The organism is Streptomyces sp. ME02-8801-2C, from assembly GCF_033793965.1.
Taxonomy (GTDB): Bacteria; Actinomycetota; Actinomycetes; order Streptomycetales; family Streptomycetaceae; genus Streptomyces.
On sequence record NZ_JARAXP010000001.1, the window covers coordinates 856,276 to 872,245 of the forward strand.

11 protein-coding genes are annotated in these 15,970 nt (G+C 71.8%); 8 read left to right on the forward strand and 3 right to left on the reverse strand.

All coding sequences use genetic code 11. The features are described 5' to 3' along the window. Nucleotides 1–4 precede the first annotated feature (4 nt). Complete coding sequence (locus PV396_RS03630; protein ID WP_319200149.1) at nt 5–982, forward strand: hypothetical protein; 978 nt, start codon at nt 5–7, stop codon at nt 980–982. Continuing rightward, entirely contained in the window at nt 979–4,851 is a 3,873-nt protein-coding gene (fxsT, locus tag PV396_RS03635; RefSeq protein WP_319200151.1) for an FxSxx-COOH system tetratricopeptide repeat protein, read from the forward strand. The genes PV396_RS03630 and fxsT overlap by 4 nt, the downstream gene beginning before the upstream one ends. A 62-nt stretch (nt 4,852–4,913) precedes the next feature. On the opposite strand, the gene PV396_RS03640 is transcribed toward fxsT, so the two are convergent. The 3 genes from PV396_RS03640 to PV396_RS03650 form a co-directional block, all read right to left on the reverse strand. Continuing rightward, a complete protein-coding gene (locus PV396_RS03640) occupies nt 4,914–5,729 on the reverse strand; it encodes an SAM-dependent methyltransferase (RefSeq protein ID WP_319200153.1) in 816 nt (271 codons plus the stop codon). A 78-nt stretch (nt 5,730–5,807) separates the two neighbouring features. Continuing rightward, nucleotides 5,808–6,020: a DUF397 domain-containing protein gene (locus PV396_RS03645; protein WP_319200649.1), complete on the reverse strand. Its 213-nt coding sequence runs from the start codon at nt 6,018–6,020 to the stop codon at nt 5,808–5,810. 79 nt (nt 6,021–6,099) lie between these two features. Further along, a complete protein-coding gene (locus PV396_RS03650) occupies nt 6,100–6,975 on the reverse strand; it encodes a helix-turn-helix domain-containing protein (protein ID WP_319200155.1) in 876 nt (291 codons plus the stop codon). A gap of 407 nt (nt 6,976–7,382) precedes the next feature. On the opposite strand from PV396_RS03650, the gene PV396_RS03655 reads away from it, so the two are divergent. The 6 genes from PV396_RS03655 (at nt 7,383) to PV396_RS03680 (ending at nt 15,966) form a co-directional block, all read left to right on the forward strand. Further along, nucleotides 7,383–8,603, forward strand: coding sequence for an ATP-binding protein (locus PV396_RS03655; RefSeq protein ID WP_319200157.1), 1,221 nt, complete (start codon nt 7,383–7,385; stop codon nt 8,601–8,603). Beyond that, nucleotides 8,554–9,153, forward strand: a complete 600-nt coding sequence (locus tag PV396_RS03660) for a hypothetical protein (RefSeq protein ID WP_319200159.1) — start codon at nt 8,554–8,556, stop codon at nt 9,151–9,153. Before PV396_RS03655 ends, PV396_RS03660 begins: the two co-directional genes overlap by 50 nt. A 258-nt stretch (nt 9,154–9,411) precedes the next feature. Next, nucleotides 9,412–10,545, forward strand: coding sequence for an MFS transporter (locus tag PV396_RS03665; protein ID WP_319200651.1), 1,134 nt, complete (start codon nt 9,412–9,414; stop codon nt 10,543–10,545). A gap of 87 nt (nt 10,546–10,632) precedes the next feature. Further along, a complete protein-coding gene (locus PV396_RS03670; protein WP_319200161.1) occupies nt 10,633–12,399 on the forward strand; it encodes a beta-galactosidase family protein in 1,767 nt (588 codons plus the stop codon). Then, nucleotides 12,396–14,780, forward strand: a complete 2,385-nt coding sequence (locus PV396_RS03675) for a beta-galactosidase (RefSeq protein ID WP_319200163.1) — start codon at nt 12,396–12,398, stop codon at nt 14,778–14,780. The genes PV396_RS03670 and PV396_RS03675 overlap by 4 nt, the downstream gene beginning before the upstream one ends. A 97-nt stretch (nt 14,781–14,877) precedes the next feature. Beyond that, nucleotides 14,878–15,966 (forward strand): LacI family DNA-binding transcriptional regulator, encoded by a 1,089-nt coding sequence (locus tag PV396_RS03680; RefSeq protein WP_319200165.1) that lies wholly within the window; start codon nt 14,878–14,880, stop codon nt 15,964–15,966. The last annotated feature ends 4 nt before the right edge of the window (nt 15,967–15,970 follow it).

Genomic DNA, 15,970 nt, shown 5'->3' on the forward strand with positions numbered 1-15,970 from the left:
GCCGGTGACGCGGGAGATCTGGCTGGGGGACGTCGTCCGCGCCGCCGCCGCGCTCGGAGTGAGCGACGCGGCCGGCTGGGAACGCGTGGCCTCGCTGCTCGGTCTGGGCCCCGGGGCAGAGCGAGAGCTTCCCGCACAACCGCCGCCGGATCCGACGGCCCTCCTCCCGCAGCCCGTCTCCGCCCCCGGGCAGCACGGCCCGGCCGACGACGATGCCGCGCGGCCCCATGTCGAACCCCCCGGCGCGGTGCGGCCGACGCCCACCGACGAGGAGGCCGCCCTGCTCGTCCCCGTCGCCCACCGGCCACCCCGCCACACCGGGTGGGCCGTCGACCCCCTGCCCGTTCCCCGGTCCGCCCCCTTCGGGGAACCCGGCCCGCCTCAGCACCTGCCGCTCCTGGCACCCCGCTCGACCGCGGCCGTGCTGCACGCGGCCCTCGCCCGCGTCACGCCCGAGGGCGATCTCGACGTCGAACGGGCCGCCGACCATCTGGCCCGAGGACTGCCGCTCGCCGAAATCCCGCGTCGCCCCCTCCCCACTTTGCGCTACGGGGTGCAGATCCTCGCCGACATCTCCGCCGCGATGGAACCCTTCGCCCAGGACGTCGAGGACGTCGTCGATCAGGTCCGCAGTCTCGTCGGTGTCGCCGGGACCCGAGTGCTGCGCTTCGCCGACTGCCCCTCCCGAGGCGTCGGCACCGGCCCGCGCGGCACCTGGCGGCCCTACCAGCCTCCTCAGCACGGCACCCGAGTACTCCTTCTGTCCGGTCTTGGCCAGGTGGGACCGGCGTTCGACCCCCACCGTGGCACCGAGCGGGAATGGCGGGAGATCCTGCTCCGGATCCGGCAGCACGGCTGCGACACGGTCGCCCTCGTCCCGCTGCCCGAACGGCTCTGGCCCGGCTGGTGGCAGTACTGGTTACGGGTGGTGGCCTGGGACCGTGGGACCACTGTGGGACGGGTAGTCGGGGGGGTGCGGTGAGCCCCCCGGGCCGCCAGGGCCACGAACTCGCCGTCCTGCTCAGCGTCGCCAGCCGCGTCGAGCCCGAGCTGATGCGTACGGTACGGATCGCGGTCGCGCCGTTGCTCGACGTGTCGGCCGAGTCCGACCTGTGGTTCGGCAATCTCGTCGAACGGCGGGGGTACGGGTATGTCTCGCTCCGCAGCGACCTGTTGCCGTCGCTGCGCGCCGAACTCGCCGACCGGCTGGCCGGATCACCGGCCGGGGCGCCCGTGCACCGCCTGTGGTCCGTGATCGAACACCTGCACAAGGACCGTTCGCCGGCGCTGTTCGCCGAGGAGCGGGCCACCTGGCTCGCGATCCGGGACGGTGCGGGCGCCGACCTGGCCATCGAACGCGCGCTGAAACCCGCCCTGCGGGCCCTCGTCGAAGGCAGGGACGGCATCGCCCGCTGGTTCGCCGGTGCCTGGCCCCGGCTACCCGACCCGGTCCGCCGTACCACCACCGCCTGGCAGCTCGCCACGGTCACCAGCGCACGCCTGTCCGGCGTGAGCCTGCGTCCCGAGATTCCGGAGCGCCTCTCGGTGACCGACATCGGGCTGATCGCGGCCAGACTGCCCCGTGTCTCGCTCCGGGTCCGCCGGTACGGCCCGGATCTGCTGCTGGGCGAACGGGCCGACGGCACGGGCGGCTTCACCATCGAGGTTCCGGACACCGACCCCAGAGTGCTCGACCTGCTCGACGACCCGCTGCCCCGGACCCTGCTCGTGAGCCGCGGCGCCACCGTCACCGAGCGCGTCGGCTGGGGCCCCGTGCAACTGCTCGCGGCCGACGGCGCCGTCTACGCACTGCCCGCCCCCAGCCCGGTGCCCGAACGCTCGGTCCGGCTGAGCACGCACGGCGCACCCGACCGGCGGATCACCATCGCCCACACCGGCGCCAGCCAGGCCTGGGGCACCTGGATCGCCAACCAGGCGGAGGACGCCGGGTTCGGTGTGACAGCGGTGCTCTGGTACCCGGATCCGGCAAGGGCCCTGTGGGACGAACTCGGCGGTCTCCTGCGTGGCCCGGGCAGGACCTTGCTCGTGCTGGGCGACACCGACTGCCGGCTCGCCGGACGCGGCGACGACGAGTGGAACGCCGCGTTGCCCGAGGCCGCCGCCGACCGACCGGGCCGTCTCGCGGCAGTACTGGTCGGCTCGGGTCAACGGCCCGCCGCTGTCGGGACGTTGCCGCTCGCGGATCTGCGCGCGGTAGATGAACGCGAGGCCGCGCGCCGCCTGTTCGCGCTTCTCGGTACGCCACTGACGGGCGCCGGCGTCAGCACCGGAAACGGCGACCGCCGCACCGCCGACCCCCGCTTCCCCGGCATCGCACCGGCCATTTCCAACGCGCCGCTCCGCAACCCCCGCTTCACCGGCCGCGAAGCCCTTCTCACCCGGATACGGCAGGCCCTGCTCGCCCCCGGCCCGGAACCCGGTGGCGCCGACCACCACCGGTGCGCCCTGCTCGGCCCCTCGGGCACGGGCAAGACCCAGACGGCCACCGAATATGTCCACCGGTACGGAAACGAATACGACGTGGTGTGGTGGATCAGTGCGGGCTTCCAAGGCACGGCACGCGAGCAACTCGCCGCTCTCGCATCGGAGTTGAGACTCGCCGCAGGGCAGGGCGTCGGCTATCGGATTCGTGCGGTGCAGGCCGCGCTGCGCGTCGGGCAGCCGTACCACCGCTGGCTGTTGGTACTCGACCGCGCCGACGACCTGACCGAGACCGAGGACCTGCTGCCCGAGGGCGCCGGGCATGTTCTCATCACCTCCAACAGCCGCGCCTGGGCCGACAACGAGCGCGTCCACCGCATCGACGTGCCCCCCTTCTCCCGCGCGGAGTCGATCGCGTACACCAGGAGCCGTGCCCCCCGGTTGAACCTCGCCGAAGCCGATCTCCTCGCCGAGGCGGTGCAGGACCTGCCGCTGCTGTTGTCCCACACGGCGGCCTGGCTGGACGCCCACCCCATGCCGGTCGCCGACTATCTGGAACTCGTCCATCACGGCCACTCCGGCCGGCTGGACCAAGCCGTCACCGGTGGTGGTTCGGCCGGCTATCCGCAGGCGTTGGAGAGCAGTTGGTCGATCACGCTGACCTCGCTGCGGGAACATCATCCCGCCCTGGTCGAACTCCTGAAGCTCTTCACCTGCTTCTCGCCGGACGCCGTACCGGTGCACCTGCTGTGGAAGGAGCGACGGGCCGATCTGCCGTCACGCATCGCGGCCCTCGCGGCCGACCGGCAGGCGTGGGACGCCGCGTTGCAGCGGCTGGCCGAGACATCGGCCGTACGGCTGGTCTTCGGGGACGACGGGGTGCAGCGGGCCGAGGTGCACCGCCTCTACCACTCCCTGCTGCGCGAGAGCCTCGGCGAGGACGAACGCGATCTGTTCTCCCAGGTCGCCTGCGACACGCTGGCGGCCGCGGATCCCGGTGACCCTCTCGACGCCCGTACCTGGTCCCGCTACGCCGAGTTGATCCCGCACCTGGAGATCTCCGGAGGTCTGGACAGCACGCGGGACTCGGTTTCCCGGATGGTGCTGAACTGCATCGAGTACCTCCGCAGTTGCGGTGAGGCGCGTGCGGGGTTGCGGCTGTGCGAGCTGACCATCGCGCGATGGCACAGGCGGATGCCGCCGGACAGCGGCCAGCTGCTCATCCTCACCCACCAGCACGCGAACATGCTGCGGCGGGTGGGGCGTTACCAGGAGGCGGAGGCGGTGGGGCGGGCCGTCGTGGACAGACTGGCGGCACGGCGGCCGGCGGAGGACGCCGAACTGCTGCGGGCTCAGAACGGGTTGGGCGGGACTCTGGTGGCGCTGGGGGCGTATCGCGAGGCGTACGAGCTGTTCTCGCACACCGTTCATGCCGAGACCGCGGCAAGAGGAGCAGAGGCGACACTGAGCGCGCAGGCCCGCTCCAACCTCGCCAACGTGCTCGACCTGTTGGGGCGTTATGAGGAGTCGTACGAGCTGTACGGCTCGCTGGTGTCGAGGATGCGGGAGGAGGCGGGCCCGGGACACTACCGAACGCTCTACAACGAGCTGCGCTGCTGCTGGACGCTGCGCCTGCGTGGCCGATATCCCAAGGCTCTCGCCTGGCAAAGGGCGAACCTGAAGGACTACCGCGAGGTCATGGGTCGTTACGCCGTCAGCTCCATGGTCGCCGAGCACAACCTCGCCCTGTGTCTGCGCCGGTCCGGCCAACTGCCGCAGGCCGACGGCATCATGCGCGAGATCGTCGAACTCGCCCGCCAACTCCACGGCCCACGCCATCCGCAGGCCCTCTTCGTCGCCGCAGACTACGCCTCCCTCCTGCGCGAACAGCGCGACCTCGACCACGCCTGGACCCTCGCGGACCGCGTCGCACGGGACTACGCGGACCTGTTGGGAGACGCCCACCCCTTCTCCGTCGGCACCTCCGCCAACGTCGGCCTCACGCTGTGGGAGTCGGGCGACCGCGACGAGGCGCTCCGTATCGCCGAGCGTGCCCTGCGCGGGATGACCGCCGCGATGGGCGCCGACCACCCCTGGACACTGGGCTGTTCGCTGAATGTCTCCGGTGCGCGCAGCCTCGTCGGGGACGCGGAGGGGGCCGCCGGCTACAGCCGGGACTGCATGGACAGGTCGGCGCGGGCCGTCGGGAGCGCGCACCCGCTGACCCTTCTGTGCAAGGCGGCGCTGGCAGCCGACCTGCGCGCACTCCGCCAGCACGACGCCGCCGACCGCCTCGAGCGGGAGACCTTGGGACAACTTGTCGAGAACCTGGGCGCCGACAGCCCGTTCACTCTGTCCGTGCGCCGTGGGGAGCGGCCGTACTGGGACTTCGAGCCCCAGCCGGAGTGACAGCGGCCCTTCCCTCCGGAACCGGAAGGAAGGGCCGCGGGGACGAGCGCTGACCTCTGGAACTACGGCTTGCGAGCCACCGCCCCGTACATCGCGATGTCCTCGTCCCTGATCCCCTCGCCGCTCGTCTCGTCGGGGTGCCACTTGTGGACCTGGACGATACCCGGCTCGACCAGGTCGAGGCCCTCGAAGAACTCCTCCGCCTCCGGGAACGTCCGCAGGCGCATCGGCATGTTGCGGGCCTTGTACTCGCGGGCGACCCGGCCCACCTCCTCCGGGGCGAACTCGGCGGTGCCGATGGACATCGCCAGGTAGCTGCCCGAGGGGAGGGGGTCGAGGAGACGGCGGACGATGCCCACCGCGTCGTCCTCGTCCAGGACGAAGTGGACGATCGCGATCACGGTGAGGGCGACCGGCTTGGTCAGGTCGAGGGTCTCCCGGAAGTCCGGGGAGTCGAGGATGGCCTCCGGATGCTGGAAGTCCGCCTCGATGTACGCCGTCCTGCCCTCCGGGCTGCTGGACAGCAGGCCCTGGGAGAGGGTGAGGACGATCGGGTCGTTGTCGACGTAGACCACCCGGGACTCGGGGGCCACCGACTGGGCGATCTCGTGCAGGTTGGGGGAGGTCGGGATGCCGGTGCCTATGTCGAGGAACTGGCGGATGCCCGCTTCCTTGGCCAGGTAGGCGACCGCACGGTTCATCCAGTCGCGGTTGGCCTTCATATGGATCGGCAGGGCGGGCCACTCGTGCGACATGGCGTCGCCCGCTTCCTTGTCGGCGGGGTAGTAGTCCTTACCGCCGAGGATGTAGTCGTAGATCCGTGCGGAGTGTGCGTTCTCCGTGTCGATGCGGTCGGCCGGCCATCCGTTGTCGGGCACGCCGTCCCTCCCATTCGGGTCGTAAGCCTGAGTCAAGCCAGTCAAGTCTCAGTAGAAACAAGGCAGTTCAGCGCCAGTTCAGAGCAGGAAGTCTGCGTCACCCGCCTTTACTCCGGCCAGGAAACTCGTCATCTCGTGCGGGGTGAAGACCAGGGCGGGACTGTCGGGGTCGGTCGACTGGCGGACGGCCACCCGGCCGTCGGAGAGCTTCTTCACCTCGACGCAGGCGCCGCCCGCGTCGTCGCTCCACGGCTTGGACCAGCCGCGGGAGCCGAGCTCACGGGCCGGCATGCCGTTGCGTATGGGGTGGGGGTGGCCGGAGTGGTTCGGGTGGGTGTTCGTGAGGTGGGGATGCGTGGGGTGGTGCATGTCAGAGCTCCTTGCGAATCGCACCGAGGAGGGCCTCGGTCTTTCTGGCGGGCGCAGACTGCGCACCCAGCCGGTCCAGAGCCTCGCGATAGACGACGACGTCGTCGCCCTTGTCGAGATACACCGCGCCGACCAGACCGCTCAGATAGACGATGTCCGGCAACTCGGGTGCCCTGAACCGGAAGAGATGGAACGCCCCGGCCCGCATCGCGGGATGCGGGCCGTTGCCGAACGGCATGATCTGCAAGGTCACATGGGGCAGCGCGTTCATCTCGATCAGGTGGTCGATCTGCGCGCGCATCACCTCCGGACCGCCGACCGGCCACCGCAGCACGGTCTCGTCCATCACGATCCACACCCGCGGCGGTGCCTCGCGGGTCAGCAGTTCCTGACGGCGCAGACGCAGTGCCACCCGCCGGTCCGTCTCCTCCGAGGAGCCGTGTGGATTGCCGGCCCCCAGCAGCGCCCGCGCGTACTCCGCCGTCTGAAACAGGCCCGGCACGAACTGCGCTTCGTACGCGCGGATCTGCAACGCGGCCTGTTCCAGGCTGAGATACGCGGCGAACCAGTCGGGCAGTACATCCCGGTAGTTGTGCCACCAGCCGCGCTTGTTCGCCTCGCGGACCGACTTCAGGAACGTGTCGATCTCCTGCTGGTCCGTCACCCCGTAGGTCTGCAGGAGTTTCTCGACGTCGGGCAGGCGCAGCCGGGCCACCTTGGCGGCTTCCATCCGGCGGATCGTGGAGTGGCTGACCCCGATCGCCACGCCCGCGTCCTCGAAGGAGATACCGGCGCGTGTGCGCAGCTCCTCCAGCTGTCTGCCGAGGATCATGCGCAGTACGGAGGGGGCGCCGCCCCAGTCTGTCTCCGCGGTCACACCTACCCCCCTCACGACGGGCTCAGGGTCGCAGTCTGTCACGATCATCTTTCGACGGGAGCAGCATGCACCCCACAAATTGCAAATTTCAACTTGCTGGTTGCGAGCCGTTGTTGTCAGGTGTCACAGTGTTCGTACCTTCCCGGAAACGGTGAACGGCGAGTCCGCGTGGCCCTGTTGGGGGAGAAGGGGCCGCAACCTGCACGTTTTTGACGTGGGTTGACCGGTTCGTCGATCACATCGGGTCGGTGTCGCACCGGCCAGGGTGCACAGGCAACGAAAGGCGAACGGCGATGGCTCCGCCCTCTCTCCCCCAGCCACTCGGCCGAATGCCCAGGGGTCGGCACACCGGCCACCCGGACCTCCCCGATCACTCCGCCCCCTCCGGTCACTCTCCGCAGTCGGACATGTTCGTACTGACCGCGACTCCGGCCTCCGTCGGCACGGCCCGCCGGAAGGTGCGTGAACTGCTCGACGCCTGGGGCGTCGACCCCGACACCTCGGACAGCGCCCTCTTGGTGACCTCCGAGCTGGTCACCAACGCCCTCACCCACACCGCCAGCGAGCGGATCGTGTGCCGGCTGCACCTCTCCGCCGGGCGGCTGCACCTCGAGGTCGAGGACGAGAACCGTGGCGGCACCCTGCCGGCCCAGCGCATACCCGACCCCGACGAACAGTGCGGACGCGGACTCCTGCTGGTCGGCATGCTGAGCCGCGACTGGGGTGTGCACGACGCCCCGAACGGCTCCGGGCGTGTGGTCTGGGCCGAACTGGCCACCGAGGAGGCGGAGTCGGCGGAGGCCGCCCCACCGCCACCGGTGGCGCCGGTCGCGGCAGCGATACCGGTCGCGGTCCCGGCTCCGGTCGACTCGGCCGATCCTGCCGAGTCCCTTACGCCTGCCGGTGCGACGGCCCTGGTCCCGACGGCGCTCGCCACCGAGGTATCGGCCCCCGCTGCGCGCACGACCGCCGGGCCCGCCGCGTCCATACCCGCCCGGACACCCGTTCCCGCGCCGACGCCAGCCCCGATGTCGACGCCGGCCCCGGCACCGGCCCCGGCATCGACGCCGACGTCAGCACCGGCACCCGTACCGGCCCCGACGTCGAAATCCGCCTCGGCGTCGGCCTCCGTACCGTCCCCGCCACCGGAATCGGCCCTGGCGTCGGCCCCGAGACCCGTACCGGCCCCGACGTCGAAATCCGCCCCGGCGTCGGCCTCCGTACCGTCCCCGACACCGGAATCGGCCCTGGCGTCGGCCCCGAGACCCATACCGGCCCCGACGTCGAAATCCGCCTCGGCATCGGCCCCCGTACCGGCCCCGACGCAGGCCCCCGTGCCGCCACCGGCCACGGCCCCGGTCAGCGCCGTAGCCGTAGCCGCCCCCGTACCGCCCCCGCCCCCAGCCCCGGCCAGCCCCATACCCGCAGCCGTCCCCGCACCCGCGGCCCCCAGACCTCCCTTCCCCCCAACTCCCCCCTCCGCCCCCGCAGTACAGGCCGCCGCCCCCGCTCTCTGGCGATCGTCGGCCCCGCACCGCATCCGGCCCGTCCCCCACTCGGCCGAAGGAATCGCCTCACATGGACCGTATGGAACGCCAGCACCGCACCCCCCGTACTCCCGCTCCTGACCCGCGCCCGCACGGCCCGTACGGCCGCCCGGTCACCCACCAGTCCCCTACGTCCTTCATCCCCCGGCCCGTCCAGGCCGCCGCCGCGTCCCACCTCCCGGCCCCGCCGCTGCACGCGCCCCCCTCGACCAAGCCCCCGCGCGAGCAGCACGCCCACCTCGCCCACCCCGGCCCCCTCGTACTCCCGGCCCGCCTGGCCGCCGGTCTCGGGTGTGACGCCGTGGGCACACCCCGTGAGTACGGGCGGCGGATCATGGATGCGCTGCCCCGCGTCGGCTGTGTCTTCGCCGACGACCAGCGGTGGTGGTGGATCGTGCCGTCCGGTTCGCACCTCGGCGTGACCTGGCCGCCGGGTGTCCGGTACGTCATCGGCGCCCAGCTGGCCGACCCGTCCTGGACGGGCACCCGGCCCGTGTCGCCGTCCGTCCGGCCCCGGCTGCTCCACAGCCCCGAGGGCGACTCCCCGTACACCCCGCCGATACCGCTGTACGTCCTCACCTGCCGACTGGCGGGCAGCGATCCCAGCTGGTCGCTCGGCGCGGGCGGCTGATTCCGCCGGTTCCCTTCCGAATCCCCCGGGGCGAAAGGCCTCGGGGGATCTTGACGCCGTAAATGTTACCGGTAACATCGTTGCCGTCCCCGCATCGGAGCGAGGGCGAGTCAGCCGCGTTCTCGACCACAGGCGACGGGAGTCCTCGTGACCGATCGACCCACCGGACGCCCGGCTCTCACCGAGCGACGGGACGCCCCGCCCGCGCCGACGGCTTCGACAGCGACCTCGACGACCCCGGTCTTCAGCCCCGTCGCCGTGGTCGCCTCCTGTGTCGGGTTCGTGCTGATCGGGGTCGTACAGGCCCTGTACGGGCCGTCGATCCCGGCCTTCCGCGAGGAGTTCGGGCTCTCCCCGTCGGCCGCGGGTCTCGGGCTGAGCGCCCACTTCGCCGGCGGGGTCGTCGGGGTCCTCCTCTTCGACCGGCTGTACGTGCGGCTCGGCAACCGGCGCGTCCTGGGCAGCTCGTACGTCCTGATGGCCGTCGGCGCCGCGGGCTTCGCGCTCGCGCCCAACTGGCCCGTCGCGCTGGCCGCCGCCCTGCTCGCCGGGCTCGGCTTCGGGGGTATCGACTACGGCCTCAACCAGCTGTTCGCGGTCGGCTTCGGCGACCGTTCGACGGCGATGCTGAACATCCTCAACGCCCACTTCGGCATCGGCGCGATCCTCGGCCCGGCGCTGATCGGCGCGGTCGGCTCGGAGCACTACCCGGCCGTCTTCCTCGCCTTCTCCCTCGCCAACCTGCCCCTGCTGCTGTGCCTTCGAGGCGTCCGGGAACACGTACCGCAACCGGCCCCCGCGCCCGGAGCGGGTGCCACCGGCGGCCCGGGCGGGCAGGTGCTCGCCCGCAGTATTGGTTCCGTACTCGGTGTCTTCGTCACCCTCTACGTCCTGCACGTGGGCATCGAGGCGGGCGTCGGCGGCTGGGAGCCCACGCACCTGGAGACGGTCGGATACGGCGCCGGAGCCGCCGCCACGGCCACCTCCGTGTACTGGCTGATGATGACGGTGGGCCGTTTCCTGGCGGCCCCGCTCGCCCTGCGTTTCTCGCCCCAGTCGATCGTCGCGGTGTCCTGCGCCGGTATGACCGGCTGCCTGCTCCTGGCCGCCGTACCCGGACTCGCCCCCTACGCCTACGCGGGCGTCGGTCTCTTCATCGCCCCGATCTTCCCCACCGGGCTGCCCTGGCTGAACCGGGTCGCCCCACGGGCGCGGAGAGCGGGCGCCGTCGTCATCGCCGCGTCGATGGCCGGGGGAGTGGCCGCCGGACCACTGCTCGGCAAGGCCATCGAGTGGTCAGGCGTACGGGCCGTGCCGCTGCTGCTGTGCGGAGTCTCCGCGCTGTGCCTGGCGGCCACGGTCTGGCTGATCCGGGCGACCCGGACCGACTGAACGCGCCCCACTGGAAACTCCGCTCCCCACCCGATTGAACGCGCCCCCCACTGAAGATCCCGCTCCCGACCGAAGGGAACTCCCCTCATGTCCGCTCCCGCTCTGACAACGACGTCCGACGGCTTCCTGCTGCACGGCGAACCGTTCCGGATCATCTCCGGCGCGATGCACTACTTCCGCGTCCACCCCGACCAGTGGGCCGACCGGCTGCGCAAGGCCCGGCTGATGGGCCTCAACACCGTGGAGACATACGTCCCCTGGAACCTCCACCAGCCCGAACCGGGCACCCTCGCCCTCGACGGCATCCTCGATCTGCCGCGCTACCTGCGGCTGGCCAAGGCGGAGGGGCTGCACGTCCTGCTGCGGCCCGGCCCGTTCATCTGCGCCGAGTGGGACGGCGGCGGGCTGCCCTCCTGGCTCACCACCGACCCCGACATCCGGCTGCGCTCCAGCGACCCCCGGTTCACGGGCGCCATCGACCGCTACCTCGATCTGCTGCTGCCGCCCCTGCTGCCGTACCTCGCGGAGGCGGGCGGTCCCGTCATCGCCGTCCAGGTGGAGAACGAGTACGGGGCCTACGGTGACGACACCGCGTACCTCGAGCATCTCGCGGAGGCTCTGCGCTCGCGCGGGATCAGGGAGTTGCTCTTCACCTGCGACCAGGCCAACCCCGCGCACCTGGCGGCCGGCAGCCTCCCCGGTGTGCTCACCACGGGCACCTTCGGCAGCAAAGTCGCCGCGTCCCTGGAGCAGTTGAGGGCCCACCAACCCGAAGGGCCCCTGATGTGCGCGGAGTTCTGGATCGGCTGGTTCGACCACTGGGGCGAGGAGCACCACACCCGGGACGCGGCGGACGCCGCAGCCGACCTGGACCGGCTGCTCTCGGCGGGCGCGTCCGTCAACATCTACATGTTCCACGGCGGCACCAACTTCGCCTTCACCAACGGCGCCAACCACGACCACGCCTACCAGCCCATCGTCACGTCCTACGACTACGACGCCGCCCTCACCGAGAACGGCGACCCCGGCCCGAAGTACCACGCCTTCCGCGAGGTGATCGCCCGGCACGCACCCGTCCCCGACGAGCCGGTCCCCGCGCCGAGCGTCAAACTCCCGCCCACTGTCGTCGAGTTGGGGCAGAGCGCACCTCTGCTGCCCCATGCCGGGCTCCTCGCCAAGGCCGTGCGTACCGAGGACCCGGCGACCATGGACGAACTGGGGCTGCGCGCCGGATACGTGCTCTACCGCACCATCGCCCCCCTCGCGGGCGACGGACTGCTGCACTTCGCGGGCGGGGTGGGCGACCGGGCGCAGGTGTTCGTCGACGGCGCGCCCGTGGGCGTACTCGAACGCGAGCGGCACGACGAGTCCCTGCCCGTGCGGATTCCCTTCGCGGGAGCGGCGGTCGAGGTGCTCGTGGAGAACATGGGTGGGGTCAACTACGGGCCGCGCATCGGCTCGGCCAAGGGTCTCCTCGGGACGGTCAGCTTCAACGGCACCGCCCTGCGCGGCTGGGACAGCCACCCGCTCACCCTCGACGACCTCAGCGCGCTGCCCCTCGCTCCCTCCGGTGCGGTCCCTTCTACCCAACCCGCCTTCTATCAGGGCACGTTCGAGGTCCAGACCCCCGCCGACACCTTCCTGTCACTGCCCGGCTGGACCAAGGGCCAGGCCTGGATCAACGGCTTCCACCTCGGCCGCTACTGGAACCGCGGCCCGCAGCGCACCCTCTACGTGCCCGCCCCCGTCCTGCGCCCGGGTGCCAACGACCTGCTCCTCCTCGAGCTGAACGCCACCACCTCCACGCAGGCCCTGCTCACCGACGCCCCCGACCTGGGACCGGTGAAGCCGTGACCCACCACTACCTCCGGTTTCCCCCGCCCGCCGGGCCCCCGCTCACCGGCCACCTCCCGTTCGGTGACGCGCCGGGGGCCGCCGACCCGATCGAGGTGACCAGCCGCTGGTTCACGCGCGGCGGACGCCCCTGGTTCCCCGTCTCCGGCGAGTTCCACTACAGCCGCTACCCGGCTGGCGAGTGGGAGGAGGAGCTCCTGAAGATGAAGGCGGGCGGGGTGACGGCCGTCGCCAGTTACCTCATCTGGATCCACCACGAGGAGATCGAGGGAGGGCTCCGCTTCGACGGCGACCGCGACCTGCGCCGGTTCGCGGAACTCTGCGCCCGCCACGGCCTCGACTTCATCCCGCGCATCGGGCCCTGGAGCCACGCTGAGGTGCGTAACGGTGGGCTGCCCGACTGGCTCCTCACCCGCACCGGCGCACCCCGCACCGACGACCCCGACTACCTGGGACCCGTACGCGGCTGGTTCACCGCGATCGCCGAGCAGCTGAAAGGGCTCGACCGGGCGCACGGCGGACCGGTCGTCGCCATCCAGATCGAGAACGAGCTGTACGACCAGCCCGGCCACCTCCGCACCCTGAAGCGGATGGCGCGGGAGGCCGGGCTCAGCGCCCCGCTCTGGACCTCGACGGCCTGGGGCGGGGTCCAACTCCCGCCCGACGAGCTGCTTCCGCTCTACGGCGGCTATCCCGAGACCTTCTGGACCGACTGGGACGGCGGCTGGCCCGACACCTGCCGCAAGCACTTCTTCTTCACCCACCAGCGTGACGACGAGGGTATCGGCGCCGACCTTCGGCCGACCCGGGTGCGAGGTCAGGAACCGGTGCCGACCGACCGATTCCCCTGGGCCACCTGCGAGTTGGGCGGCGGGATGGCGGTGGCCTACCACCGCAGGCCACGGGTCGACGCCGCCGACGTCGGCGCGCTCGGGCTCACGAAGATCGGGTGCGGCTCGGTCTGGCAGGGCTACTACATGTTCCACGGCGGCACCAATCCGGTGGGCGAGCTGACCACCCTCCAGGAGTCCCACGCCACCGACTACCCGAACGACCTCCCCGTCCTGACGTACGACTTCCAGGCACCGCTCGGCGAGTACGGGCAGTACCGGCCCTCGTACGACGAACTGCGCCTGCAGCACCTGATGTTGGCGGACTTCGGCGAGCGCATCGCACCCATGGAGTCCGTGCTGCCCGAGCTGCGGCCTGCCGGACAGGACGACCGGGAGACGCTGCGCTGGGCGGTACGCGGTGACGGCGGCTCGGGCTTCCTGTTCGTCAACAACCACCAGCCGCACCAACCGCTGCCGGACCATCCGGACACGTCGTTCACCGTGGAGTTTCCCGACGCTCCCGAACTGACGCTGCCCAGCGTGCCGGTGACGGTCCCTCAGGGTGCTTATTTCTGCTGGCCCTTACGGCTCGACGTGGCCGGCCTGCGGCTCGACTGGGCCACCGCCCAGCCGGTGTGCACGGTCGACGCCGGCGGACGTACCGTCCTGGTGCTGGCGGCCACGGACGGGATCCCCGTCGAACTGGCCCTGGACATCGGCACGTTGAGGTATGTGCACACCCCCATGGGGAAGGTCGCCTCCGCCGACGGACGCTTCCTCGTCACCGGACTGCGGCCCGGCACCGACGCCCTCGTCGAGGTCGGGACGGTGGACGGCGGACAGGTCGGCCTGCTCGTCCTGGACGCGGCGACGGCGCGTACCGCCTACCGGGGTGTGGCCTGGGGTGCCGAGCGGATCGTCCTGTGCGGCGACAGGGACAGCGACGGCGGTGACGGGGTCGTCTTCGACGCGGTGGCCGGGGAGGTGCGGCTGCACAGCGCGTCGGCAAGGCCGTCGTTCGCCGTGCTGCCCGCGCCCGAAAGCCCTCCCGGCGGGAACCTGACGGCGAAGTCGGACGGGGTGTTCACCCGCTACACGCTTCCCACGGGCGGTGCCTCCGGCACCCTCGACGTCTCCCTCGTCCGGGCCGCCGGGCCCGCCCCCGACCCCGTCACCGGCGTACTGGGCCGGGCCAGTGCTCCCGCCGACAATCACTTCGACACGGCCGCCGCCGAGTACCTCATCCATCTGCCGGACGAACTCCCGCGCGACGGAACGCTGTTGCGCGTCCACTGGACCGGGGACGTGGCCCGCGCGTATGCCGGGGACACGCTGGTCGCCGACCAGTTCTACTCGGGGCGGGTCTGGGAGATCGGCCTCGGCCGACTGCCGGACCACGCCCTGCGCGCCGACGGCGGGCTGCGGGTGAAGGTGCTGCCGTTCGCGGCCGGGGCACCCGTGCACCTGCCGGTGCCCGTGCCGGTGGGGGAGGCGGGGATCGAGCGTGTCGAGTGGGTCACGGTCCGGACTCACATGATCACAGGGTAGGTCCTGGCCGGTGGTGACCGCCGTCCGGCGGCCTATCCTGTGGGCCAGCCGGGCGGGGCACGACCGCCACGGGACGAAGCCGAAGGAAGCGACCCCCATGACCCGAAGCGCCGGTGGTGGCGCCGCCCCCAAGGGACGCAGCCGACGCAACTTCGCGGGAACGCGGCCGGTGATGGACGACGTGGCACGGCTGGCCGGTGTCTCCAAGCAGACCGTGTCGCGGGTGCTCAACGACCATCCGGCCGTCCGGACGGAGACCCGCGAGTCGGTGCTGGCGGCCATGCGGTCGCTCGGGTACCGCCCGAGCCGCAGCGCGCGTTCGCTGGCCAGCGGACGGACCCGGATGCTCGGGGTGATCTCCTTCGACGCGGCCCGCTACGGGCCCGCCTCCACGCTCACCGCGATCAACACCGCGGCCCAGGACGCCGGTTACCTGGTCAGTTCCATCGCCCTCGACACCGCCGACCGGGACACCGTCGTCCAGGCCGTGGACCGGCTGTCGGCGGAGGGCGCCGACGGTGTCATCGCCATCGCCCCGCAGCGGCGCGTCGGCCGGGCGCTCGCCGAGGCCCACCTCGACATCCCCCTCGTCGTGATGGACAACGCCCTCGGCGACGACACCCCCATGGTCACCGCCGACTCCAGGGGCGGAGCGCGCCTGGCCACCGAACACCTGCTGGACCTGGGCCACCGAACGGTCCGGCACATCGCCGGACCGGCCGGTTGGACCTCCGCCGAGCGCCGGGCCGCGAGCTGGCGCGAGACCCTCGAGAAGGCCGGGGCCGAGGTGCCCGAGCCGCTCGCCGGCGACTGGAGCGCGGACTCCGGGTACGAACTGGGCAGGCGGCTCGCCCGCGATCCGGACGTCACCGCCGTCTTCGCCTCCAACGACCAGATGGCGCTCGGCGCGCTGCGCGCCTTCCACGAGGCCGGCCGCCGGGTCCCGGACGACGTCAGCCTCGTCGGCTACGACGACATCCCGGAGGCCGCCCATCTGCTGCCGCCGCTCACCACCATCCGCACCGACTTCCAGGAGATCGGCACCCGCTCGCTGCGGCTGCTCCTCGCCCGGATCGACGGCGGCACCGACCCGGGTACCGCGGGTAGGGAAACCGACACCGACCTCGTCACCGTCATCCCCGCCCATCTCATCGTGCGGCGCAGCACAGGTCCGGCCCCGGCCTAAACTG

Bases quoted from the DNA above. Each gene is read 5' to 3' on its own strand.
- PV396_RS03660 (WP_319200159.1), top strand. From the start codon at position 8,554: ATGGACCGTATGGAACGCCAGCACCGCACCCCCCGTACTCCCGCTCCT.
- PV396_RS03645 (WP_319200649.1), bottom strand. From the start codon at position 6,020: ATGCCGGCCCGTGAGCTCGGCTCCCGCGGCTGGTCCAAGCCGTGGAGC.
- PV396_RS03680 (WP_319200165.1), top strand. From the start codon at position 14,878: ATGACCCGAAGCGCCGGTGGTGGCGCCGCCCCCAAGGGACGCAGCCGA.
- PV396_RS03655 (WP_319200157.1), top strand. From the start codon at position 7,383: ATGTTCGTACTGACCGCGACTCCGGCCTCCGTCGGCACGGCCCGCCGG.
- PV396_RS03670 (WP_319200161.1), top strand. From the start codon at position 10,633: ATGTCCGCTCCCGCTCTGACAACGACGTCCGACGGCTTCCTGCTGCAC.